Genomic DNA, 24,049 nt, shown 5'->3' with positions numbered 1-24,049 from the left:
TACACTTAAGTGAGATCTGATAAATAAAAGACATGCAATGGTCTCCTGAGGATATAAAGGTTATCATTCCCATAGGGGGAGAAGCAACCAGAATGCGACCGTTAACGGTTGAAACCAGCAAGGCCACAGTGAGGTTGCTGAACAGACCACTCCTTGAGTTTCCCATCTTAGAACTGGCAAAGCAGGGAGTTAAGGAATTCATCTTCGGCGTAAAAGGGTACGTGAATTATAAGTCGCTCTTTGACACCTTCAAGGAAGGAATAGGGTTTTCAGCAAGGTACAGGATTAAACCAAGGGTCCACTTCAAGTACCAGCCCAGAGTGGACAGCGTGGGCAACGCTGACTCGGTGAGGATCAACATGGATTACTACAGAATAGATGACATCACCCTGGTAATACAGGGTGATAATCTAATCAAACTGGACCTGAAGAAGCTTGTGGACTATCACCTCTCCAAGGGGTCTTTAATGACCATTGTCCTCAAGAAGTGGACTGACGTGAGGGAGTTCGGAGTTGCGGACCTTGGAGAGGACATGAGGATAAGGAGATTCGTTGAGAAACCAAAGGAGGGGGAGGCTCCATCCAATCTGATCAACACCGGAGTCTACGTCCTCTCTCCCAAGATTAGGGACATCTTCGCAAGCGAGGAGGTATCGGCAATGAGGGAGGAGGGAAAGATGGACTTTGGAAAGGACATAATTCCTTACCTGATCCAGAAGGGATATCCCGTTTATGGTTACGTTACAGATTCCCTCTGGTTTGACGTGGGAACTCCAGAAAGATATCTGGACGCCATGAAGGTTCTCCTCGAGAGCCTGGATGAGCATGAAATGGGCGGAAAGAGAATTGATCAGTCCAAGAGAATATTCGTCCAGGGAACTAGCCCGGACTCCATAAGAAGGAGGAACGTAATAGCCATGAAATACAGAAAGGGGAGGATGAGGATCGAGGGGAGCGTGCTAATAGGGAGACACTGCCAGATAGGGAACAATGTCTACCTTGAGAACTCCACAATAGACAACTTCTCCATCCTTAAGAATAACGTGAGGGTTATTAGAAGCTCTATCATGGATAGGGCCTTCATTGGTGAGGGAGTTGTGATAGAGAACTCGGTGATAGCGAGGCACGTGGAGATCAGGGGAGGGGCAAGGATTATCGGGAGCGTGATAGGAGATGACGTTGTTATAGACGCTGACACGGAGATAGTGAACTCCAAGATATATCCACACAAGGTTATTAATGCCAACAGCAAAATTCACGATACAGTTCTGACTTGATGTCCCCATGAGATTGGCTAGCATTGGAAACGGAAAGATGCTTGTGAACTTTGATGACCACGGAAGGATTATTGACCTCTATTACCCCTACATAGGAATGGAGAATCAGACGTCTGGAATTCCAGTCAGGGTAGTACTCTGGGATGGGAAAAACGTTTACTTTGACGAGTCGTGGAAAACGGAGGTTTCATATGAGGATGGAACAAATCTCGTGGAGGTCAGGTGGACCATAGATAACCTAGGCCTGGAGATAACCTCCTATAACTTCGTTGATGTGAACGAGCCTGTAATGAACTCCATCATCAAGGTTCTATCCAGGGGTATGGAGGGCAAGATAAAGCTATTCTTCATACACGACCTGAACATTTACTCTAATCCCTTTGGGGACACGGCCCTTCTGGACCCGGTCACGTGGTCCATCATACACTACAAATCCAAGAGGTATGTGGGTATCAAGTTGATGTCCACTGAAATGAACAACATGGAGTTCTCCGCAACCAAGAGTGACCCACTGGATGACGTGAAGGATGGAAGACTTGACGGTAGCCCGATCTCCCACGGAGACGTGAAGTCAGCAGTGGGCATAGAGCTTAACCTGAGGAGCAAATCCTTTGTTAAGGCCTACTATGTGATTGGGGCTGGAAGAAACCTGGAGGAACTGAGGAGGCTCCTCACCGAGGCCAATCCGGCCAAGATAGAGAGCAACTTCGTTTCCGTGTTCCAGTTCTGGAAGAGCTGGCTCTCAAAGGGAAGCTGGACCTCCGACCACGAAAGCTGGCTGTACAACGTCAGTCTGCTCACGGTAAAGAACCACATGGACATAAATGGATCCATCATAGCTTCCTCGGACTTCTCCTTTGTGAACATTTACGGGGATTCCTACCAGTACTTCTGGCCAAGGGATGGGGCAATTGCTGCCCATTCGCTGGATGTTGCGGGATATGGGGAACTGGCCATGAGACACTTCAACTTCGTGAAGGAAATAGCCAGTCCCGAAGGATATCTTCACCACAAGTATAACCCCAACAGGACCCTTGCCAGTTCATGGCATCCGTGGCTCTACAACGGTAAGAGGATCCTTCCCATCCAAGAGGATGAAACGGCGCTAGAGGTGTGGGCCATAGGAAGCCATTACAGAAGGTATAAGGACCTTGACGAGTTAACTGAGATCTACAGGAAGTTTGTGAAACCTGCCCTGCAGTTCATGATGAGATATACCGAGGACGGTCTTCCCAAGCCCAGCTTTGACCTCTGGGAGGAGAGATATGGTATTCACATTTACACCGTTTCCACGGTGTATGGAGGGCTTACCATGGGGGCTGAACTGGCAAAGGGAATGGGAGACGAGAGCCTTTCAGAGGACGCCCTGGAGGTAGCCAAGACTATGAAGGAACAGGCCCTATCTAGGCTCACCAATGGAAGGAGGTTCCTGAGAAGGCTGGACGAGAACTATCAGCCCGATCCCGTTGTTGACGCCAGCATGTATGCCCCGTACTTCTTCGGGATGGTGGAACCCATTCATCCCATCATGGTCTCTACGATGGAAGCCATAGAACAGAGACTGATGGTGAACGGCGGAATTGCGAGGTACGAGAACGACATGTATCAGAGGAGGAAGGCTCAACCCAATCCCTGGATAATCACCACGTTATGGGTGGCCCAGTACATGATAGACACCTCCAGGTTGGATAAGGCCAAGGACCTTCTGAACTGGGTCATGAAGAGGGCAACTCCCTCTGGTTTCCTTCCAGAGCAGGTGGATCCAGAAACTTGGGAACCAACCTCAGTTATTCCCCTCGTGTGGTCCCACGCGGAACTAATAATCACATTAAATAAATACCACAGTAAATACTAACCGCATGCTTGATCCCAGGGAGTGCGAGGACAGGGAGTGGGTAATACCCACAGGGACAGGGGGTTACTCCTCCTCCACCTTGTGCGGAATAAACTCCAGAACTTACCACGGGCTTCTGGTCATACCCCAGGATCCACCCCACAGAAGGTACATGACTCTGGCCAAGGTTGAGGACTTCGTTATAACGGATGGTCAGGAGTATCCCATGAGCACCAACCACTATCTTAATGACGTATTCTATCCCGAAGGGTATAGGTTCTTGGATCACGTGGAGAGGGGAGAGAACTTCGTCAGGTGGGAGTACCTTTTTGGGAACTCCAGGGTGGAGAGGACCCTGCAGGTGCACAGAGGTTACGATGCCATAACCCTGTCCTACACTTCCCAGAGGGGCATCTTCAGGTTATGTCCCCTAATCACGTACAGGAGCCACCATGTGGCACTGAAAACGGTTCATCCAATCTTCTCGTATAAGATCCTTCAGGACCATATTCTCCTTCTGGCTAACGGAATACCTTTCCTGAGGGTAAGGATCAGGGGAAATTATACCCTTGAAAAAACGGAGTACTGGTACTATAACTTCTTCTATCGCTTGGACTTTGAGAGGGGAACCAATTACCTAGAGGACCTGTATAATCCGTTCTGCGTTATCAGCAAGGGTAACAGGATTGATATGGACTTCTACTGGGGCGAGTTTAAGCCAGAACAAAAGATCCTTGGTTCCAGGGAAATCATGGACCTCCTTTCAAGCGCCGGAAAAAGTTTCCTGGTGAAGAGCGGGGATGATTACGCGATCATTGCTGGATATCACTGGTTTGATGAATGGGGAAGAGACACCATGATCTCCATGGAGGGAATTCTCCTCATGAACGGGCTATTCGAGCAGGCCAAGAAAATTCTTCTGAGATATTTCAATGCCCTCAACAGGGGCCTGATGCCCAACAACTTTCTTGGAAACAATGAGAGCGCCTACAAGGGTGTTGACGTCTCCCTGTGGGGAATCAACGCTGTATACAAGTATTATCAGTACACAAATGATGGGGAGTTCCTGAAGAGGGTCTTTCCCAGGATGCTTGAGGTTGTGGACTGGTACTGGAAGGGAAACGGGGTTGTGGTGAATAGGGAAAACCTGCTCTATCACGTTGGGGCACCGAGAACGTGGATGGATGCTCAATTTGATGGGGAGATAGTTACTCCCAGGGAGGGGGCGGCTGTGGAGATCAACGCTCTCTGGTACAACGCATTGATGATCATGGACCAGATATCCAAGAGACTTGGGATACACGACGATGAGTTCGTTGAGAAGGCAGAAAAGGTGAGATCATCTTTCATGGAAAAATTTCCCTCTGAGGCCGGTCTCTACGACTACATTGGATGGGACGGTAAACCAGGAAGGGAAATAAGGCCCAATCAACTCGTTGCGCTTGCCCTCCCCTACCCCGTTGTATCCAAGGATATCGCCATGAGGGTACTAGAGGTGGTAGAGATGGAACTTTTGAGACCCTACGGTTTGAGTACGCTCTCCAAGAGGGACAGGGGTTACACCCCATTTTACAGGGGTGACAGGGCCAGCAGGGACAGGGCATATCACAATGGGCCCATATGGCCGTGGCTTGTGGGGATTTACGTTGATGCTAAGCTGAACTTTGAGTACGACTCCATCAGAATCAAGAATCTGCTGAACCAATTCAGTCCTCTCCTTGGTGTAGCAGTCAGGGAAAACGGTTACGTTCCTGAACTGTTCGAGGATATCCCTCCATACAAGAAAGGAGGTTGTATTGCTCAGGCGTGGAGCGTGGCAGAACTCAACAGGGCCATAAGAAACATCATAAATTACTCGTGAGGGTAATTCGCATAACAGGTGGAAAAATCATTCTTCATTTCTTTCTCTGATCCAGGAACACCTGTAACTTGTAACCTGTCCAGACCGTTTTGCCTGGTTCGACCCATTCTATTTCCACGTCGTCCTTGCTGAGACCTATCCTTTCGGCAAGAATCTCCCTAGCCCTAGAATCGTAACTGGAATCTACCATGTTCCTCCTGGTTTCAACCCTTATCTTCAGCTTGTCCATTTCGTTACCGTAAATTATCACGTTGAACATTCCAGTGGTGTCTGGTATCTCGTTGACCGCATCCTCCACGTAGATTGGAAGCAATAACTTGCCCTTAACCTTGAACATCCACTCCACCCTTCCCGGAATGGGCTCCACAAATCGGGCATGAGTTATTCCATATGTGGGGTCAGGATCCGTGGTGAATTCATTCTTCACGTAATCGCCAAGGCTATATCTTATCAGGGGCATGGTGAAGTGGTTGAGAAGCGTGGCAATCAGCTCTCCCCTCTCACCCTGGGATGCTGGCTCATCAGTTTTGGGATCCACAATGTCGAAGATCTCCATGTCCTCCCATACCACCAGTTGGCCGTCTAGTCCAGGAACCTCAACTGCCATATGCCCGTCTGTTGTGCCCCAGACGCTTATGGCCAACTTAGCGTTTGGATGAACCTGGAACAGCTTCTTCTTTGTGTTCTCCGCAGCTGCCCCTCCATGAAGGAGGAGAACCTTAAAGGGAGACTCCCAACCCTCAGCCTTAGCCTCCTCGCCTATGAGCCTGTGGAGCCACGGGGTTGTGGCGAGAACGTCGACCTTCCAAAGCCTGAATATGAGGTTGTGCCTCGCCTTCCAAGAGAAGTAGGTCTCTCCTCCACCTGCAATGGCTGTAGCGCCACACCTCCACATCGCAGTCTCCACCACTGGGGGACCCCAGCTGTAGAAACCCGACATATTGAGGTAATTGGCGTACACCGTTGTGGGCTTTACTCCGGCAAAGGTCCAGAGGTACCTGGCCTGCGCCTCTTCGAAATAGTCAAGCTCTAAGGCACCCCAACCCTGAAAGGTGGGCAATCCAGTGGAACCTGAAGTTGCACCCACGAACCTGATCCTCTTGGCCAGTTCAGGTACCATTATGGATCCGAAGGGTGGATTGGCGGAGAGGTCCTTCCTGAGCTCGTCCTTCCTGAGAATTGGTATCCTCACCACGTCCTTCCAGTCGCGAATCTGGTCAGGGTCGAAGCCCTTGGACTTCCAGAAGTTTCTGTAGAAGGGAACGTTCTCCCATGCCCACTTCACTATCCTTTTGAGCCTGAAGGACTTTACCTTTTCCAGCTCCTCCCTCTTCATGGTCATTACTTTCCTGTTCCACAGGGTCTCAGAGGGGTTTAGGGGGTACTGTGTGTTTATGTAACCTTCCCTTCTTAACTCATCGTGAATCCTTTCATACTCCTGGAGAACTGTCATGGTTGTAGAATGTTTAAATAATTTAAAAACTTTAAGCCTTGCCGTACTGGTAAAATCCCCTGCCCGCAGTCTTCCCTGTGTATCCCTGGGATACCATCCTGACTAGGAGGGGATTGGGGGAGTAGGCCTCGTAGCCCCTTGAATGGATCTCCCTGAGCGTGTTGAGGATCCTGTCAAGCCCTAGCTCGTCTGCCATCTCCAGGAGCCCCCTGGGGAAGTTGAAGCCTAGTCTCATCACCGTGTCCACCTCCTCGGCGTTCACTATGTTGTTCTCTATGAGCCATGCGCCCTCGTTCACAGCAAGGGAGATAATCCTCTCCGGGGGAACCCTGCTCTCAGCGGGTAACTGTACCTTGGTGTACTTCCCAGGAGCAGGGTATGTGTAGAATCCCTTACCTGACTTGACCCCCAGCTCCTTCCTTTCAACCCTCTCCCTGTAGCTGGAACACTTAACGTCTGAAGCTCCTCTCTCAACTATGACCTTCCACAGGTCAACCACCACGTCCAGGCCAACGTAATCTGCAAGCTCGAAGATTCCCATGGGTAGCTTCAACTTATTCCTTGCACTTGAGTCCACCTCCTCTACGGTGGCCTCACCGCTCTCCACCTCCCTGCACGCTTCCTGCAGAAGCCTGAGGAAGATCCTGTTACTTACGAATCCGGGCACCTCCACCCTCAGCCTTACGGGGGTTTTTCCCATCTTTTTGGCCAGTTCCACGGTGAAACTTGTTACCTCCTCTGAGGTGTACTTACTGGGGATAACCTCCACCAGCTTCATGAGAGGCGGTGGGTTGAAGAAATGCATCCCGATAACTTTCTCTTTTCTTGAGGTTATCTCCCCAATGTCGCTGATGGGAATGGAGCTGGTGTTTGTTGCCAGGATGGAGTCCTTGGGCACCACCCTATCCAGTTCCTGAAATACCTTCCTCTTCAGGTCCAATATCTCTGGAACAGCCTCTATGGCGAAATCCACGTCCTTCGCCACGTCGTAGCTCACGGACATTTCAACTCTGCTCATCACCGAGTCCGGGGTTTCCCCTATTGTGCCCCTCTCATGTAATCTCTTAAGCGATTCATACATCCTTTCCTTGGCCCTGTTCAGGATATCCCACGATATGTCGATTAGCTTTACCTCCATGCCCGCCATGGCAGCGACTTCGGCTATGCCATGACCCATGGTTCCCGAACCAACAACAGCTATGCGCATACGAGTATGAAAGAGAACCAATTTAAAAGAGTGCTACTTTTACACTTTAAACATTTTAAACCCCGAAGTCTACTGTAGAATGTGAGAGCAGCAGTACTTCACGGGTATAAGGAACCGCTGTCCATTGAGGATGTGGACATTTCCCAACCCAGGGCTGGGGAAGTCAAGATTAAGGTTAAGGCCACTGGCCTCTGTCACTCCGATGTAAACGTGTTTGAGGGGAAGACTCCAGTCCCACCGCCGGTTGTAGCAGGCCACGAGATCTCCGGAGTGGTGGAGGAGGTGGGACCTGGAGTGACCAGGGTTAAACCCGGGGATAGGGTTATCTCAGCGTTCATTCACCCCTGTGGCAAATGTGGTAACTGTGTGGCGGGTAAGGAGAACCTGTGTGAGACTTTCTCTCAGGTCAGGCTCAAGGGAGTTATGCCAGATGGAACCTCGAGACTCTCCAAGGACGGAAAGGAGATAAGGACTTTTCTGGGAGGAGGTTTCGCCGAGTATGCCATCGTTGGAGAGAACGCACTAACCAGGGTCCCAGAGGATATGGATCTGGAAAAGGTTGCCGTCCTTGGTTGTGCTGGCTTGACAGGTTACGGTGCAATATCTTCCTCGAGGATTGAACCCGGAGACACTGTGGCAGTGATAGGGGTGGGAGGAGTGGGTCTATCCACAATCCAGCTCCTCAGGGCCTCGGGGGCTGGAAGGATAATTGCCGTGGGAACAAAGAAATGGAAGCTTGAGAGGGCCATGGAGCTGGGCGCCACTGACGTGGTCAACTCTAAGGAAACTGATCCTGTAAAGGCGATAAAGGAAATGACCGGGGGAGGTCCCCAGGTCGTGATAGAAGCTGGAGGAAATGAGGACACGATCCATATGGCTCTTGACTCTGTTAGAATAGGAGGTAAGGTAGTCCTGGTGGGGTTACCTCCGGCCACAGCAATGATCCCCATTAAGGTGGCCTCCATTGTTAGGGGAGGCATAGAAGTCGTGGGTAACTATGGGGGAAGACCTAGGGTGGACATGCCGAAGCTTCTGGAACTGGTAAGACAGGGAAGATACGATCCCTCCAGGCTTGTGACAGGGAGATTCAGGTTAGAGGAGATAAATGAGGCAGTGAAGATGCTGGAGGAAGGGGAGGCCATAAGAAGTCTCATAGTACCTTGATTTCACGTTTCTTTTCACACGCTTTATCTTTATTCGACCTAACAAGGACGGCACGGTCACCAGATAGTCAGGTCTGTAGCGATCAAACCTAGACTTCTGGCAACATCCCTAAGCGACACGACACCAATAACCCTGTTGCCCTCCTTCACTACCAAATGCCTTATCCCCTTGCCCACCATGAGAATTGCTGCTTCCCCAACTTCAGTTCCAGCGTCTGCAGTTACCAAGTTCGTGCTCATAACTTCCTTTACCTTAGTGGTCAGGGGAAGATCTGAGGCTATGGCATAAACTATGTCCCTTTCCGAGATAATCCCTTTGGGTTCTCCTCCCTCAACAACCAGAAGGGACCCCACTATCTCCTTTTTCATGAGCTTGGCAGCATGAACCAGATCCGAGTTGGGGTCTATGGTTACTGGTTCCCTTCCGATTAGTTCTTTCACAATCATTAAATAGTATATCGTCGCGAAGGATAATAAAGTTCCCAATTCTCCGCGGTATATCTGCATGCCTTCACAAGACTAGATTCCAGATTCGAATATCGAATGAAAACCCCGGGGATATACTCCGATTAAAAACCAGCTATTTTTTAAGTTATTTAAATGTATTTAAAGTGATGAAAGCTGTCGTAGTGAAAGGACACAAACAGGGTTATGAAGTCAGGGATATTCAGGACCCGAGACCCGGCGGAGGCGAGGTAGTGATCAGGGTGAGAAAGGCGGCCCTCTGTTACAGGGACCTGCTCCAGCTACAGGGGTTCTACCCTAGAATGAAATATCCTGTGATTCTGGGCCATGAGGTAGTTGGAGAGATCGTGGAGGTTGGACAAGGAGTGAACAACTTCTCTCCCGGGGATAGGGTGATCTCCCTTCTCTATGCGCCTGACGGGACCTGTCACTATTGCAGAGAGGGAGAGGAGGCCTATTGCCACTCCAGGCTCGGATACTCAGAGGAACTGGACGGTTTCTTCGCAGAGATGGCAAAGGTGAAGGTGACCAGCCTCGTCAAGGTCCCAGCGGATGCCTCGGATGAGGGAGCTGTAATGGTCCCATGCGTTACCGGGATGGTGTACAGGGGATTAAGGAGAGCAAACCTGAGAGAGGGAGAGACTGTGCTGGTAACGGGGGCGAGTGGTGGAGTGGGAATACATGCGTTACAGGTGGCAAAGGCCATGGGAGCGAGGGTCGTGGGAGTGACAACCTCAGAGGAGAAAGCGTCAATTGTGGGGAAATACGCTGACAGGGTTATAGTTGGATCAAAGTTCTCAGAGGAGGCCAAGAGGGAGGACATAAACGTGGTAATTGACACTGTGGGAACACCCACCTTTGATGAAAGTCTGAAATCCCTCTGGATGGGAGGCAGAATAGTGCAGATAGGTAACGTGGACCCCACACAGTCCTATCAACTCAGACTGGGTTACACGATTCTTAAGGACATTGCCATAATTGGACACGCTTCGGCAACTAAGAGAGACGCGGAAGGAGCCCTGAAATTAACCGCAGAGGGGAAGATAAGGCCAGTGGTTGCGGGGACTGTTAGCCTTCAGGAAATAGATAAGGGATACGAAATGCTCAAGGATAAGCACAAGGTGGGGAAAGTGCTTCTCAGTCCCTGAGACCCAGGCATCAGGTTTTGATGGGATTGTGCCCTTGGGACGCTGGAATGGGGGTTTAACCGGGCCTTTCTAACGTACCCCTCGAACATGAATGTTTACGACCGGAATCGGGAAATAAGGAGGAACTCAACAGGTCCCTACCTGGGGGAACCCTCCTGATCCTGCTCTTTAACAAATTTTTCCAGGTTATTCTTTAGTTTCTCATTGATTTCCATGGTCTCACGGTTCTCCACGAAGTACTTATTTATCAGTCCGTGCACCTGCGTTACAACTTTGATAATGTCATTCTTCACCTGCTCCTTATCCTTATAGGGAGAGAAATCCGGATCGAAACCGTTATACTGGTAATCGTGAAGATCCAGCGCTATCTCTATTAACAAATATACATCGATTCCGATCTTCTCAAAGTACATTCCCAGAGATTTTAGTGAGTGAGTGGGTGCTGTATGTCCTTTCTTTTTTATCCATTCTTTCTCGTTTTCTTGTTTAGCCATTTCAACCAGGTTATCTCTGAATTTAACCACTAAGGCTGAGATTAATGATTTCACTGCTACAAACGCCTTTCCGGCGCCATTTCTGGTATGTCCTCCCTGAAAGAGATCTATGGCTAAAAGAGAATCTGCTAACGATTCAATAACCCTAGCATAAATATAGTCTTCATCAACATTAACTAAGTCCTTTTTCACAATCGAAATTAACGTTAGAGCGCATAAAAACTTGTTAACATATCAGGTTCCAGAGAGACATAGAGGAGTGTTCCTCCGAGAGCTCAGTAAAGGGCTTTGTAGAAATTAAAGACTACAATATGCATCGCAATCCTATTATGAGGAGTGAGAGGCACCCATGACAGAATGGACAAGGGAAATGCAGGAAAGAGGTTATACGGAAAGAGTTCATGTGGTAAGGTCTACAAAATGAATCAGGCGGCGTCTCATGAAGAGGTGAGATGAATTGCTGAAAGCATTCCCTTCATCAAGATTTAAAACTACCTCTTGTCAGTTTACGTGTTGTCACCTGACATAAAAACCGGTCATTATAAAACAAGGCTTATAATCTAGTATCATGCTAGAGCAGTGGGGATGGCGTCCCCCTGGGCTAGTTCCCGAACCGCCTGAAGCATGAAGGCTGATGACGCCTATCTCTTGCATGGGTGAGATAGGATGATTGGCCTAAACCTAGTGGGATGGATTATACTCACTCCAATTTTGGGAAGTGTTGTAGTCGTCAATGAAAAGTATTCTACGCTAGCCTCAGCTGGCGTCACTCTAATACTTGTGCTTCTGCTCAAACCCCTTTTGCCCATTATCTCTCAGTTCTACGTTAACACGTTAACATGGTACCTTATGGTGATGGTTGCAGGAGTCTATTTGCTTTCCGCCGTTTACTCAGTGTTTTACCTGGAGAAGAAGGGGCCCCAGGAAAGAAACTACTATTATTTTCTCAACCTGTTCGTCGCCTCAATGCTGTTCACTTTATCGGTAAATAATCTCGGGCTTATGTGGGTGGGATTGGAGGCCACCACAACCTCATCTGTACTCCTGGTAACCTTTGAAGGTACTCCTACAGCGCTTGAGGCAGGATGGAGGTATCTTCTCCTTGTTTCCTCTGGAGTTACATTCGCCTTCATATCTGTGATCCTTTTTTACTATGGTCTACACACCCTGACCATAACGGAGGTCCTGTACGCCCATTCCTCCCCTCTTTTCTCCTTGGCATCAGCAATTGCTCTTTTAGGTTTTGGTACAAAGGCTGGAGTTTTTCCCATGAACACGTGGCTTCCTGATGCGCATTCAGAGGCTCCTTCGCCTGTGAGTGCGCTCTTCTCAGGAGTTCTCTTGCCAGTTGCGGTATACATATTGCACATAACTTTCACCATCGCGCCACTTCCAAGCTTGTATAGCTGGCTGGCCACAATCTCCATCTTAGTTTCATCCCTAATGATGGCAAGCCAGAGGTACTACAAGAGGCTATTTGCCTATTCTACCATTGAAAACATGAATTTTGCCCTATTGGGGGTAGCGGTGAACTCGTTAACTGGTTTAGTAATACTCCTGGTTACCCACGCCTTTGCTAAAGCAGGAGCCTTTTATGCCTCGGGTTCCCTGCTTAGGAACAAGGGAAGTAAGGAAATTGATGAACATGGACTTTACGGAAGTCCCATTCTCGCCTCCTCATTTCTCCTATCATCCCTGGCGGTGACAGGAGCACCACCCTTCGGAAACTTTCTTGGAGAGTTCCTGATCCTGTCCTCTGTTATTAAACATGGACTTATCCCACAGTTCTGGATCGTAATAGTCTCTTTGACCATTTCGTTCATTTCCGTAAACTATCACGTCTCCAGGATGATCTTCAAGGGAGAACCCTATCAAGAGAAGCACAGGGAACTCTCAATTATTGCCATGATATCAGCACTTATCCCACTAATTCTCGGAATTGTGGGGGTGTTGCTATGAGAATCATAGGAGATCTGGGGCCATATTGCCTTACTTCAGAGGGGCTTACAGAAGGACCGTGTGCTAGGGAAGTAGAGGAACATAGAGATCTAGGTTATGGTTCCTTCAATTTCCTCTATGGTCCGTCAGCTGGAGGTCTGCTGGAGTCGGTAGGATTCGAAATAGCAACTTATGGGGAAAGCATTGAGAGGATTGGTCATGTCCCTTATAAGGGGAGACAAATCAAGATTACACAACTGCCCGTTGAGGAAGCTCTAATCAGAGTGGAGAGAATAAACGGAGCATTCGCGGCCTCCCATTCAATTTCTTTCCTCCAGGCTGTGGAGAAGGCCTTCGAGGCAGAAGTGCCCTATGAGGTTACCGTTTCTAGGATGGCTCAGCTTGAGCTAGAGAGAATCAGGAACAACCTGTTTGTGATCCAGAGGGTTCTGGAGTCCGCATCGTTCTTGGTTCCATCCTATCTTCTCCTTCAACAGGTGGAGGAGGTTAACAGGACAATAGCAAGGTCGTGTGGGCACAGGTACTTCTTTGGGGCCAACTATCCCGGGAGGGTGGAATGCGAACATGAGGTTCCATCCTTGAAAATCGGAGACGTGGAGAAAATACTGGAGAATAGAATCTTCATAGACAGACTGCAAGGCAATGGTGTCATCAAGGAGGATAACTCCATTGGTCCAGCTGCTAGAGCATCTGGGTTTAGATATGACGCCAGACTGGACTCTGACTTGTTTGTTTATCGAGACTTCGACTTGAAGGTTCCAACTCAGGATCATGGAGATGCTTTCTCCAGAATACTGGTTCGCCTTGAGGAGATTAAGGAGTCGCTCAGAATTCTCCAAGAGTTGAGGGTGAAGCCTCATACTTTCCCCATGAGAGTAAGGGATGGGGAAGGAATAGGAAGGGTAGAGAGTCCATCAGGAGATCTGGCTTACCTAGTTAGAATTAGACATGGACGAATTGAGAGAGCGTTTCTTCTGGCACCCTCAAGTGTGAATATGAGGCTTTTCCTCAGGTCAATGCCCGGAAATATATTTACTGATTTTCCCTTCAACTGGGAGAGTTTCGGGATCTGGATATCTGAACTGGAGGTTGATCTAAAATGAATTGGTTCTTGAAGGGAATTAGGATGGGTGTAAGAACGGAAAAGGATTATCATCACGAGACCAAATGGCCTTCTAGGCTTAAGAGGGCTCAGGAGGGGGAGGTAAAGTGCCCCACAGATGCGATAGGCGAGGAATGGAGACCTGAGAGATGTATCTTCTGTAGGGCATGCGAACCTCTCTTCTCGCCAACTGGGGAGACCCTAACACCCAAGGTTGAGAGATCAGATAGAACCTTCAGGAGATCGTTCTATTTATATCCATTGGACGCAGGAAGCTGTGGTGCCTGCAACCTGGAACTGAGATTAATATCTTCCCCTCAGTATGATATGACCAGGTTTGGAATTTTCTTCACCAATACACCCAAACATGCCGACGCCCTTGTGATCATGGGAAATCTGGGTAAGAGAATGGAAGAGGTCATAAGAAGGGCTTACGACGTCATGCCTTCACCCAAACTGGTCATCCTGCTTGGTACATGTGCGATATCAGGTGGAGTTACTGGAATTCCCCCTGATATTAGGGGTGACGTCATAATCCCGGGGTGTCCACCAACCCCCGCCTCAATACTTGATGCGCTGATAAGAGCTAAGGGAGGAGAGATTCCTTGATTGCCGATTTAGTTCTTCTCGTTTATGCTTTATCTATCCTGTCCTTAGCGGGATCTTTCTTGAGTAACAGAATATCCCTGATACTGCTGGCTTTAGCCTCAGGTGTTTTTGCCATTTACGGGGCGACGAACTTACCCTCAGGCATCTTCTCCTTGGTAGCTGGGATTGTGTGGACTCTAGTGAGTATGTACTCCCTTGTGCACTACAACAATAAATGGCTTACAATGATCCTGAGCGGGACCGTACTGGGAATTATTGCGGTTCTAACAAGTTCCAACTACGTTGAATTTCTTGCCGGATGGGAAACCATGACTCTCTTCTCTTTTGGTGGAATAGGACTCTATAAAAAAGACTGGAGACCTGCATTAACTTTTCTTGCGTTTGGGGAACTAAGCACTGCATTACTGATTTCTGGTTTCGCCCTCGCTTATTCCATGACGGGAAGTTTATCCTTTGAGGATTTGAGCAGTCCGCTTCCCCTGATCATAACCTCGATGGGTTTCATCGTAAAGATGGGGATATTTCCCTTCCTAGTAGTGGAATGGTTACCCATAGCCCATGGGAACGCCAGATCTGATCTATCTGCAATCCTTAGCGCGACTATGACCATGACGGGAATTTATGGGATATTTAAGATGGAAACTTTGAGTCCAGTCTCTATGTACCTTGGGATCTTCCTCCTATTGATAGGAGCTTTCTCAAACCTCTTCGGGGCTCTCTACTCCTATGTTTCCGATCACGTGAAGGGACTACTGGCGTTCAGCACTATAGAGAACAACGGCTCCATGCTTGCGTTACTGGGAAGCCTAGAGCTCGTGTATGGTAATCTGAGGGAATTCGTCATGTTCAGCCTTCTCACCTACTTGATAGCCCATTCGCTTGCAAAGACAGGCCTTTTCCTGTCAACGGGATACATTGAGGGAGAATCCTTAACAACTGCGAAGGCGTTTAGACATGGACTCTCAGTACTGGGAACAGTCCTAATGACGATGTCCATGTCAGGTCTCCTGCCAACTATAGGGGGAATAGCAACGTGGTCTTTGCTTGAGTCAATGTTCATGGAGGCAATCACGTTGCCCCACCTGATCAATATAGTCCCGGTGATAGCGGGGATAATGATAGGTATGGGTGAGGGATTTGCTACAGGTGCCCTTGCGAGGTTTACGTCCTATACCCAGTTAACGCGCCAGAAGGGGAAAAGATATGGGATAATCCTTACGGTGTCAGGTATTCTTCTTCTGGTGACCATGGGCCTCGCGTATCTTCTATCCCCTTTCAATACTAACGTCTCCCAGTTGGGTGTTGGACTAAATTCCCTGATCTCTTCCCAATATCAGAGAGCGTTTGGGGGAATTTCTCCACTTTACGTCCTAATTGTTTGGCCAATAATTGCTTTGGTGATATATCTATCCCTAGGAAGGAGAAAAATCAGGGTAGTTGATACCTGGGATAACGGATCTGGTCAAGGGTTTAGATACACTTCATTCGGTATGGCAAACAACCTCAGGCTAATGTTGAGGGCTCTCCTGAGAACCAAGACAGGATCACTAGAGACCAGCGCGGACATCTTCTGGCAGGCAATGCTGGTTCTGGTTAGATCATATACAAAGTTTTCGAGGCTCTTCTCCAGGAGCTTCATGAACAGCTCCATCACATGGTACATGATCTACATGATAGTAGCCATCATCTTGATCATGGTGATTACGTTATGATAAACACGCTGATTGAGACGCTCGTTCAAGTATCCGCGGTTCTTGGCCTAGCGCCTCTCTATCCCGGTATTTTAGAAAGGATGAAGGCCATAGTCGAGGGGCGAAGAGGTCCTAGCATATTTCAACCCTATTATGATCTCATAAAGCTTTCTAGAAAGGAGATGACTATCCCGAGGAATGCCGGATGGCTTTTCGTGAACGGACCCTACCTAGTTTTCTCTGTCTATGTTTTGATCTCCTTCGTTATTCCTGTGGTCTATCCAAGGCCCGTATATCTCACTCCTGTGGTGGACTTTCTGGGAGGTGCACTACTTTTCTCTCTTGCTGGATTCTTAAAAATATACGAATCCATGGAGAGCTCCAGCAACCTTGTAACGCTAGGGGTGTCCAGAAACATCTCCTTTGCCTACTTGGGAGAGGCTACACTGCTCACCGTCTTCATGGCAGTCGCTCTGGTGACAGGGACTAATAATCCCTACGTTACACTGGAAACTATTCAATCTCCAACGGAGTATCTTTTCCTCCCACACGTTACAGCGAGCGTGGCCTTTTTCATGTTATGGTTGTATGAAACCGGGAAGCTTCCACTGGAAAGCTCTGGAATGTCGGAAATGGGAATGATTGATGATTCCCTTGTATATGAGTACAGCGGAAAGGGCCTAATGCTGTTGAAATGGGGAGGCTACGTAAAGTCCTATCTTCTCGGATCAGTCCTGTTGAATGTGTTCCTCATACCATGGGGAATGCAGACTGGTATACTTGGGGCGATAGAGGACGTTGGAATAATGTTCCTAAAGTGGTTGATCCTCCTAGGTGTAACCCTCGTTATAGAGACCAGCTTAGCCAAGTTCAGGCTATTCAAGATCCAAGATTTCCTAATTGTAGCCCTAGTGCTCTCTGCCTTTTCTATAATTTTAACGGTGACCCTCAATGGTTGAACCTGTTCAGGAGATTATATTAATACTCTCCTTTCTTTTACCCGTCACTGCCCTTTACGTTCAGGGTCAAGCATACTTCAATCCAGCAATAAAAATAATAGGAATTCAGTCGCTGTTGATTGGGATAATTTCCTTTATTTACTATTTCCTTACAGAGAATGTAGAATTTATTATACTAGGTGGAATTATATTTCTCACTAGAGCGTTCCTTACACCCTACATTCTCCTCAAGACTGTCAGGTTTAAGGAATGGGATAGAGAGAGGGTGAAGGTTCTATCCAGTTTCGTTGTAAATCTAGCCTTCTTCTTCTCGGCAACTCTTCTGGTAGTATACGCGGTATTCGTCAAAGTCATACCAACAGAGTATGAGGGGGTTATCATGCCAATGACGCTTTTCTTCCAGGGTTTATTCCTTATAGCCTCACGTAAATCTACCACAGCTCACATACTGGGATATATTGAACTCGAAAATTCGCTTGTGGTCCTTGGTATATCTCTTATACCGCCTCCAATTCTAATAGACGCTACAGTTTTTCTCGACGTTCTGGCCTTGGTGGTCATATCGTCGGTCATCATTGTGGAAAAGAGGGACCACGAGCCTGTTGAGGAATTAAGGGGGTGAAAGGGATGGATATCGCGCACGTGATACTACCTGTTTGAGCATCTCGGCCCTATTAATCCTAGTCCTCCGGAGGAATTTTGATTTCGCAAATGGAACATACCTTAAGAACCTTGTAAACAACAAACCTACCATGAAGATACTTTCGTGGAACATTAACGGTCTCAAGGCCATACTGGGAAAGGGACTGCTGGATCTGGTCAAGAGTCAGGAATACGACATCCTGATGTTTCAGGAGGTTAAGAGCAGTCAATTACCCATTGATTTTCAACTGCTTCCCTACAGGTCATATCTTTACCCGGCTAAAAAGAAGGGATATAGCGGGACCCTCACCCTAACAAGATTGGAACCACTCTCCGTTAGATACGGTATAGGCGACGAGGAGTTTGATTCGGAGGGCAGAGTCCTAACCCTTGAGTTCCACAAACTTTACGTCATTAACGTGTATTTCCCAAACGCTGGGGAGGAGTTGAAAAGGCTAGATTTCAAGCTCCGTTTTGACCAGAAGTTTCAAGACTTCGTGAAAGGGCTCGGTAAGCCATGTGTGATCTGTGGTGACTTCAATGTAGCCCATGAGGAAATTGATATAGCAAGGCCTAAAGAGAACGTTAATCACGCTGGGTTCACACCCGAAGAGAGAAAGTGGTTTCACGAATTCCTGGCCTCAGGGTTTGTGGACACCTTTAGGATGTTTGTCAAGGGAGGAGGGCATTATTCCTGGTGGTCCTATAGGTTTCACGCTCGGGAAAAGAACATAGGCTGGAGAATAGACTACTGTGTGGTCTCCAAGGAGCTCGAGAAATACGTAAAGAGGGCAGAGATCCTAGAAAGCGTGATGGGGTCAGATCACGCTCCCGTTACTCTAGAGATTGACATTTAATTTACTTCAGGATTACTCTGGGATATCTCTTACTGGATCGAGGAATTATCTAAACGTTACTACTTCCACGAATCAGAAGGCACCTGGTACAGTAGTTCCTTTCCTGAGAGAGTTAAAAAACCCTCAAATTGTCCAGAGTATTTAAAATTCTTCTGGCGGTAGTCATCCACACGTCCGATACATCAAGAAGAATTTCCTGTTTAGTCCTAGTTACCAGCTTATGTCTGAACGTCCTGAAGAACCCATGCCCTATCTTTGCCTTATCATCAAGATTTCGATCCGTGTACTTAGCCGTATAAACCCTCCTGAACTTCTCATAAAAGTTTTTATCGATCTCAGACAATAAATTGTCTCTTTCCATGTACGACATTGCGTCCCAGTTATCAGGTAACTCTTTCTCCACCAATACCTTAACAACATCTAAGATCTTAGTAGCGGAACTCCCAAGTTCTTGTTTAACTGAATGAGTGGAAATAACTCGATTTTCTTTTGATTATTTTTCTTAACATATTCAGTTATCTCCATTACTTGCCTTTCCTCTGCCTTATCTGGGTAACCAAAGACGTAGTAAAACAAAACGTTAGTGTCAAAGGTCACCCCTATAATTCAGTCACCAAAAAATGCCCTCAGAAAATCTTCGCTGTGTGCCATAGGTAATGGCGGGGCAAATCCAATGTCGAGTTCGATTAGGATGGTGGCAAAAATTGCCACTGTATTGTAGTTGTTTATCCCGCTTTTCAGGTAAAGAGCTATTGGAGAGAGGAAGTAAAATAGATACCAGTTTATCCCATGGACCTTCTTCGTGAGGGGTACATTATCCTTGGCCCTTATGTTGAAAGTATCAACTAACTCCAGGTCCTTGAGGAGATGGGCTAGCACATCCAGAAACATCTGATAGTAGTGTTCCAGTAAGGGATTTGATCGTTCCCTCTCCCTCAGTAACTTGATGAAATCATCCTTAAACCTTATGAACATGTCCAGCGTTTTTCTTGTTCTCTCAATCCAGAAATGTTTATAATCAGTGTCGTTAAGGTTCTCAAGTAGGGAGTATACCCCTGAGTAATCATCAGTAAGCTCCTTGAGTTCCTCCAGAGGGGGAGGCTCAATCATGTCAGAGGAGCTCAGCATTAATATATATTCCGAGAGTTTTTGATAAAATTTGGTAAGAGACTCTGAATACTTTTCGTCCAGCTCTTTAATTTTTCTCTTCAGCACATCAACTGAAATTCCAAGCCGAGCCAGTTTCATCTCGTCCCCTTTATCGAACTCTGCTGATAGTACAGCAATCATTTCCAAATATTATTAGCATTATTAAGCTAATAATCTTTTCCACCTGCCCTAAATTCTTTCTGGATTACGTAACTCCTACAGGAGCATGAGCAAGTAGACCATATCTAGTTTATGATAAATATTGTGTTCTTCTATAAAGTTTAGATAAAATTGGGAAGTATGAGGTTAAAGAGAGTTAGGATGGTATCTTCGTATTGAAGCTGACTGAGGGTGAAGAGGAGTCTAAGGCCGTCATAGCCCATCTGCCAGATTACAGACGAATAGGAGAAACATTCACTCCTTTACCTGTGATCGGAAAGGACGAATATGGAACTACCTTAATATTCTTCAAGCCTGGGCAATATGTTCCAGTAAATGCCCCAGATTCCAACCTTATTTTCTACGTAATTGAAGGAAGGGAAAGGCCCCCAGTAGAGCCTAGCTTGGTTTGTTGTGTATTTCACGTTAAAGTATCCTTAAATACACAACCATATGGTAGGCCCCCGAGTAAAAAGTGAGGAATAACGAAAACGTGCAAGGAGGTACTACATATGGTAGTTCCGGCTCCATCTCCAGAGGATCACGAAAAAGTGATGGAGGCAACAGCTAAGGGTATTAAGGAAGTTCAGTTAAGGAGCTGTTCTCGCAATATTCCTAAGCTTTTTAATTTTACTTTACGTTACACTATTTCCCATGGAAATCGAATACCTAGAGATTGAAAGTGATTTTCTCCGTGACAATCCCTGGAAGGACCCATACAGGAGAAGGGTTGCTGTCGTAACTACTGGATCCAAGGAGAACATTCCCGGAATTCTCTATCTCAGTGGCTATTTCTCAACATCTCTGGCTCAATTGAACCTTGATCCTCTCTCCGAGTCCCTGAAGGACAGGGTGGAAAGACTCTTCATGGAGAAAAAGATTGGTGATCTGGCCCTCATCCTCCCGGATACCTTCACCTCTCTGGGAGGAAATCAATACCTTGACTCTAAGGCAGCAGGCCTTTACGAATCCTTTCTCATGAGGGAACTCGTTCCCCAGGTGAGGGAGAAGTACCGGATCACTTCTCTAGGAGTTATGGGGAAGTCCTCAGGTGGATATGGAGCCTTACATCTGGGGAGCAAGTACGACTTTAAGGGCGTGGCAGTTCACTCTGCTGACGCCTACTTTGAATATGCCTACCTCCCCCTCTTTCCAAGAGTGATATCAACCCTGAGAAGAGCTGGTAATCCCAGGGAGTTCGTGGAGTTTTTCTGGGCTCAGCAGGACCGTAAGAGGAGGGACCTTCTGGATGCCATGATGATAGTGGGGCTCTCAGCCTTTTACTCCCCCGCGGATAACGTGGAATTACCCTTTGAGATGGACACCGGAAGGGTAAGGGAGGATGTCTGGAAACACTGGATTTCTCTTGATCCAGTGAGATTTCTTGTAGAACGGAAGGACGGTCTGAGGGGAAAGTCCCTCTACATTGACGTGGGAAGCAGAGACGACTTCAATCTCCAGTACGGAAACAGGATGATTCATGAGTTGCTGAACAGCTGGGGAATTCCACACGTCTATGAAGAGTTCCATGGAGGTCACATGAATACCTCGTACAGATATGATATCTCCCTCGTTTATCTTTTCGAGCACCTGAATGGCGAGCTCTCTTGATCTTCGCCCTAGATGATCATCTTTGTACAAATATCAGTTTTCAGCCTCTTCCCAGAATCTATTTCATTAGTGTATTATGTCTATATAAATATATCATTCTCTATCAGCTAGAAGAAAGATTATTAATCTTCTATAACAAACTATTTCTTAATGATAGAAGTCATATTGCTTACCAAACTGATCCTGCTGGTGGTTGGGGTAGTTTCCTCTGTGTACGGTGTGAGTTACGTGATACTGGGAAGATTTGATATACCCTTCATCCCTAGAAAGGACTCAACCATGATCGGCTCAATGCTTATTGGAATAGCGTTAGCTCTATTTATTGTGTCCATATTTATTCCATGATGAACGTTCTGGTTGGATTCGAAGATGGGCAGGTTTTTTCCCTTGATGATACTGGAGTCATAAGAAGGTCCACAGGAGTTCCCTCCATAATAATTGTAAGGGAATTAACCAAGGAGAAACTTCAGGACTATGCAAGCAGGGGGATGAAAGTGTTCCCCTGCGACTCTGACGAGAAGGAGTGCCTCTCCTTGGTTCTGAACAGGGTTTTCCCTCAATGTAAAACGTGTAAATTCGCGTAATTCTAGCATTTCCTCTTTAGGATCAAGCCAAAGTGGTAGGGCCCGGGAGAGAATTCCTTTTCCACCTCGAAGTCCTTAAAGGTTGAGAGGTAATCCTCTCTGGACATCCTTATGTGTACCGGGGGTCCAAAGGGAGCGTCCTTTCTCCAGTCCACTATTATTACCTTCCCGCAGGGCTTGAGTATCCTCAACACCTCCTCGTAAGTTCTCTCCCTGTCCATGTCATGAAAGGAGCTGGAAAACACCACCACGTCCACCGAGGAGGAAGGAAGGGATGTGCGCTCCGAGGACTCATTCAGGAAAACAGTGGAACTCTTCTTTACCCTGCTCTTAGCCATTTCCAGCGCCTCTTTGCTGAGATCAATGCAGTATAGCTTTAGGGAATGCTCTTCCAGGACTGGACAGTAATAGCCGGGTCCACATCCCATATCAACTACTACTTCATTCCCCTGGAGCAGAAATGGAATGAACTTCTCTGGGTCCTCGAACTTTTTCCTTTCTGGATCTAAAAGCCTCCTGAAATGATGGTCCATAAGAAATTGAAGTTTTTCAATATTTAAGGATAGTTTAATAGGTCATGATGGCTAGATGGAAAAGTGCGAACTGCCCCACCCTCACGGATGGGGCTTCTTGGTTCATTGACCGTGCTCGATCCCCTCTCACTCACGGCGTCGAATGGAACCCATCCTTGACGCCCCATGTGGAAGGGTTAAGGTAGCATCGGTCTCCTCAAGCTTAACTTCGGTTCTATCCCTGGGTGGTAATCCTACGTGATCGCATGATGGGGTTCAGCAGGCCACGATAGATCTACGTATTATCATTTAAAACCTTTCTTTGGGCTATCCATCCCTACCTCACGATGGGATCTTCCGCCTCCTTAACCTCCGAAGAGATAAAGTGTAAAAGGAACTGTGTGAGTTTAGTAATTAACTATTCTTTTCCTTTACTAATTCTATGCTCTTAAGGACTTGATCACTGGTATAATCTAGAACGCGCTCTAGGTCAACTTCAAGGGCCACTGCTACGGCCTGACCAGTCTCCAGTAAGAGGTTAGCCAGAACATCGTTACCTGTTATCACCTGGTTTCCCCTAATCATCTTCATAAGGCCTGGCTTTCCTCCAGACACTTGAATGCTTGCCCTTATGTTCTTGCCCTTAATCACGATGACTCCAGTTTTCAAACTACTGATCAGTTGTCTAATCTTTGTTGCTACCTCCGATATCTCTCCCTCCACTCTGGCTACCTCAGTTAGGGGCAATCCCTGAGGTTCTGATACCGTAACCTGTTCCCTCTCCATATAGAACCTCAGGTATGGAACTATGTGATCCTGAATGAAATGCTCCGCAAGCTGGAAGGGACTCCTCCCCATCAACTTGTCCAGCGCAGAGCTCTTGTAGTTTACATCTAGGCCTATTCTAATCTTTGATCCAGAGCTGGTATCCTCAACTAGGAATTCGGTCCTCCACTCAAATTTACCGTCATCCGACTTCCCGTTATAAACTATTGCTCCGCCGGACAGACTTGGACCAGTCATATGTCCTAGGACCACATGTAACTTGCTGTCAGGGGTACCAAATATGTAGAGAACTCTGTAATCTCTCTCGGGGGCAGTGAGTTTCCCGGGAGCAACGTATTGACCTGTGTTCTTATCCAGGACTTGAAGAATATTGACATGACCCATGACTCCTGAGAACAGGAAGGGGTCCATTAACCCTGACTTGATCACTGACTTTGGCACTTTTACATCTATTTCATAGGTCTGTAACATACCTATTCTTTTTTCCATACTAAATTTTCTAGTTATAAATTTTTCCCAGAAATACG

Annotated in this window: 24 protein-coding genes and 1 riboswitch; of the genes, 16 read left to right on the top strand and 8 right to left on the bottom strand. The window is 47.3% G+C overall.

The genetic code is table 11. The features are described from left to right. The first annotated feature begins 32 nt into the window (after positions 1 to 32). Genes L3N51_RS02630 through L3N51_RS02620 form a run of 3 tightly spaced genes read left to right on the top strand, consistent with a single transcriptional unit; the run spans position 33 to position 4,972 of the window. On the top strand, positions 33 to 1,277 hold the full coding sequence (locus L3N51_RS02630; protein WP_238025301.1) for a sugar phosphate nucleotidyltransferase: 1,245 nt from the start codon (positions 33 to 35) through the stop codon (positions 1,275 to 1,277). A 7-nt stretch (positions 1,278 to 1,284) separates the two neighbouring features. Beyond that, a complete protein-coding gene (locus L3N51_RS02625; protein ID WP_238025300.1) occupies positions 1,285 to 3,132 on the top strand; it encodes a glycoside hydrolase family 15 protein in 1,848 nt (615 codons plus the stop codon). Between the two features lie 4 nt (positions 3,133 to 3,136). Next, positions 3,137 to 4,972 (top strand): amylo-alpha-1,6-glucosidase, encoded by a 1,836-nt coding sequence (locus L3N51_RS02620; RefSeq protein ID WP_238025299.1) that lies wholly within the window; start codon positions 3,137 to 3,139, stop codon positions 4,970 to 4,972. 34 nt (positions 4,973 to 5,006) lie between these two features. Here L3N51_RS02620 and L3N51_RS02615 read toward each other — a convergent pair whose 3' ends face one another. Both L3N51_RS02615 and L3N51_RS02610 read right to left on the bottom strand, forming a co-directional pair. After that, a complete protein-coding gene (locus tag L3N51_RS02615; RefSeq protein WP_238025298.1) occupies positions 5,007 to 6,425 on the bottom strand; it encodes a phenylacetate--CoA ligase family protein in 1,419 nt (472 codons plus the stop codon). 31 nt (positions 6,426 to 6,456) lie between these two features. Continuing rightward, positions 6,457 to 7,632 carry a 3-hydroxyacyl-CoA dehydrogenase gene (locus tag L3N51_RS02610; RefSeq protein WP_238025297.1) on the bottom strand — a complete coding sequence of 392 codons (1,176 nt, stop codon included), beginning with the start codon at positions 7,630 to 7,632 and terminating at the stop codon, positions 6,457 to 6,459. Between the two features lie 81 nt (positions 7,633 to 7,713). Here L3N51_RS02610 and L3N51_RS02605 point away from each other — a divergent pair, with 81 nt between their 5' ends. Further along, positions 7,714 to 8,796, top strand: a complete 1,083-nt coding sequence (locus tag L3N51_RS02605; RefSeq protein ID WP_238025296.1) for a succinate-semialdehyde dehydrogenase — start codon at positions 7,714 to 7,716, stop codon at positions 8,794 to 8,796. Between the two features lie 56 nt (positions 8,797 to 8,852). On the opposite strand, the gene L3N51_RS02600 is transcribed toward L3N51_RS02605, so the two are convergent. Then, complete coding sequence (locus L3N51_RS02600; protein ID WP_238025295.1) at positions 8,853 to 9,242, bottom strand: CBS domain-containing protein; 390 nt, start codon at positions 9,240 to 9,242, stop codon at positions 8,853 to 8,855. A gap of 167 nt (positions 9,243 to 9,409) precedes the next feature. Between L3N51_RS02600 and L3N51_RS02595 the strand changes: the two genes are divergently transcribed. After that, positions 9,410 to 10,408 (top strand): acryloyl-coenzyme A reductase, encoded by a 999-nt coding sequence (locus tag L3N51_RS02595; protein ID WP_238025294.1) that lies wholly within the window; start codon positions 9,410 to 9,412, stop codon positions 10,406 to 10,408. Positions 10,409 to 10,545: 137 nt separating this feature from the next. Here the strand turns inward: L3N51_RS02595 and L3N51_RS02590 are convergent, their stop codons facing one another. Next, a complete protein-coding gene (locus tag L3N51_RS02590; protein ID WP_238025293.1) occupies positions 10,546 to 11,094 on the bottom strand; it encodes a PaREP1 family protein in 549 nt (182 codons plus the stop codon). Positions 11,095 to 11,474: 380 nt separating this feature from the next. Next, positions 11,475 to 11,553, top strand: a riboswitch (Fluoride riboswitch). A gap of 15 nt (positions 11,554 to 11,568) precedes the next feature. On the opposite strand from L3N51_RS02590, the gene L3N51_RS02585 reads away from it, so the two are divergent. From L3N51_RS02585 to L3N51_RS02555, 7 genes are all read left to right on the top strand, one after another. Then, positions 11,569 to 12,861, top strand: coding sequence for a proton-conducting transporter membrane subunit (locus tag L3N51_RS02585; RefSeq protein ID WP_238025292.1), 1,293 nt, complete (start codon positions 11,569 to 11,571; stop codon positions 12,859 to 12,861). After that, positions 12,858 to 13,964: a hypothetical protein gene (locus L3N51_RS02580; protein WP_238025291.1), complete on the top strand. Its 1,107-nt coding sequence runs from the start codon at positions 12,858 to 12,860 to the stop codon at positions 13,962 to 13,964. The genes L3N51_RS02585 and L3N51_RS02580 overlap by 4 nt, the downstream gene beginning before the upstream one ends. After that, positions 13,961 to 14,572, top strand: a complete 612-nt coding sequence (locus L3N51_RS02575; protein ID WP_238025290.1) for an NADH-quinone oxidoreductase subunit B family protein — start codon at positions 13,961 to 13,963, stop codon at positions 14,570 to 14,572. The genes L3N51_RS02580 and L3N51_RS02575 overlap by 4 nt, the downstream gene beginning before the upstream one ends. Continuing rightward, the gene (locus L3N51_RS02570; protein WP_238025289.1) at positions 14,569 to 16,284 is read left to right on the top strand and encodes a proton-conducting transporter membrane subunit; all 1,716 of its coding nucleotides are present in this window, start codon (positions 14,569 to 14,571) and stop codon (positions 16,282 to 16,284) included. Before L3N51_RS02575 ends, L3N51_RS02570 begins: the two co-directional genes overlap by 4 nt. Further along, entirely contained in the window at positions 16,281 to 17,222 is a 942-nt protein-coding gene (locus tag L3N51_RS02565) for a respiratory chain complex I subunit 1 family protein (RefSeq protein WP_238025288.1), read from the top strand. The genes L3N51_RS02570 and L3N51_RS02565 overlap by 4 nt, the downstream gene beginning before the upstream one ends. Further along, the gene (locus L3N51_RS02560) at positions 17,215 to 17,844 is read left to right on the top strand and encodes a hydrogenase (protein WP_238025287.1); all 630 of its coding nucleotides are present in this window, start codon (positions 17,215 to 17,217) and stop codon (positions 17,842 to 17,844) included. The genes L3N51_RS02565 and L3N51_RS02560 overlap by 8 nt, the downstream gene beginning before the upstream one ends. 130 nt (positions 17,845 to 17,974) lie before the next feature. Further along, positions 17,975 to 18,721: an exodeoxyribonuclease III gene (locus L3N51_RS02555; protein WP_238025286.1), complete on the top strand. Its 747-nt coding sequence runs from the start codon at positions 17,975 to 17,977 to the stop codon at positions 18,719 to 18,721. A gap of 112 nt (positions 18,722 to 18,833) precedes the next feature. On the opposite strand, the gene L3N51_RS02550 is transcribed toward L3N51_RS02555, so the two are convergent. Together L3N51_RS02550 and L3N51_RS02545 are read right to left on the bottom strand one after the other, a co-directional pair. Further along, positions 18,834 to 19,064, bottom strand: a complete 231-nt coding sequence (locus L3N51_RS02550) for a hypothetical protein (protein WP_238025285.1) — start codon at positions 19,062 to 19,064, stop codon at positions 18,834 to 18,836. Between the two features lie 263 nt (positions 19,065 to 19,327). Next, the gene (locus L3N51_RS02545) at positions 19,328 to 20,011 is read right to left on the bottom strand and encodes a hypothetical protein (RefSeq protein WP_238025284.1); all 684 of its coding nucleotides are present in this window, start codon (positions 20,009 to 20,011) and stop codon (positions 19,328 to 19,330) included. Positions 20,012 to 20,205: 194 nt separating this feature from the next. Here L3N51_RS02545 and L3N51_RS02540 point away from each other — a divergent pair, with 194 nt between their 5' ends. The 4 genes from L3N51_RS02540 to L3N51_RS02525 all read left to right on the top strand — a co-directional run bounded on the left by L3N51_RS02540 (position 20,206) and on the right by L3N51_RS02525 (position 22,224). Continuing rightward, on the top strand, positions 20,206 to 20,508 hold the full coding sequence (locus L3N51_RS02540) for a hypothetical protein (protein WP_238025283.1): 303 nt from the start codon (positions 20,206 to 20,208) through the stop codon (positions 20,506 to 20,508). Positions 20,509 to 20,683: 175 nt separating this feature from the next. Further along, the gene (locus L3N51_RS02535; RefSeq protein WP_238025282.1) at positions 20,684 to 21,640 is read left to right on the top strand and encodes an alpha/beta hydrolase-fold protein; all 957 of its coding nucleotides are present in this window, start codon (positions 20,684 to 20,686) and stop codon (positions 21,638 to 21,640) included. 150 nt (positions 21,641 to 21,790) lie between these two features. Beyond that, on the top strand, positions 21,791 to 21,985 hold the full coding sequence (locus L3N51_RS02530) for a hypothetical protein (protein WP_238025281.1): 195 nt from the start codon (positions 21,791 to 21,793) through the stop codon (positions 21,983 to 21,985). After that, positions 21,985 to 22,224 (top strand): hypothetical protein, encoded by a 240-nt coding sequence (locus tag L3N51_RS02525; RefSeq protein WP_238025280.1) that lies wholly within the window; start codon positions 21,985 to 21,987, stop codon positions 22,222 to 22,224. Before L3N51_RS02530 ends, L3N51_RS02525 begins: the two co-directional genes overlap by 1 nt. Before the next feature lie 2 nt (positions 22,225 to 22,226). Here the strand turns inward: L3N51_RS02525 and L3N51_RS02520 are convergent, their stop codons facing one another. Both L3N51_RS02520 and L3N51_RS02515 read right to left on the bottom strand, forming a co-directional pair. Then, the gene (locus L3N51_RS02520; protein WP_238025279.1) at positions 22,227 to 22,757 is read right to left on the bottom strand and encodes a class I SAM-dependent methyltransferase; all 531 of its coding nucleotides are present in this window, start codon (positions 22,755 to 22,757) and stop codon (positions 22,227 to 22,229) included. 393 nt (positions 22,758 to 23,150) lie between these two features. Next, the gene (locus tag L3N51_RS02515; protein ID WP_238025278.1) at positions 23,151 to 24,011 is read right to left on the bottom strand and encodes a hypothetical protein; all 861 of its coding nucleotides are present in this window, start codon (positions 24,009 to 24,011) and stop codon (positions 23,151 to 23,153) included. Positions 24,012 to 24,049 lie beyond the last annotated feature (38 nt).

The sequence above is a fragment of the Metallosphaera javensis (ex Hofmann et al. 2022) genome, from assembly GCF_022064045.1.
Taxonomy (GTDB): domain Archaea; phylum Thermoproteota; class Thermoprotei_A; order Sulfolobales; family Sulfolobaceae; genus Metallosphaera; species Metallosphaera javensis.
This window is presented reverse-complemented; position numbering and strand designations above follow the sequence as displayed.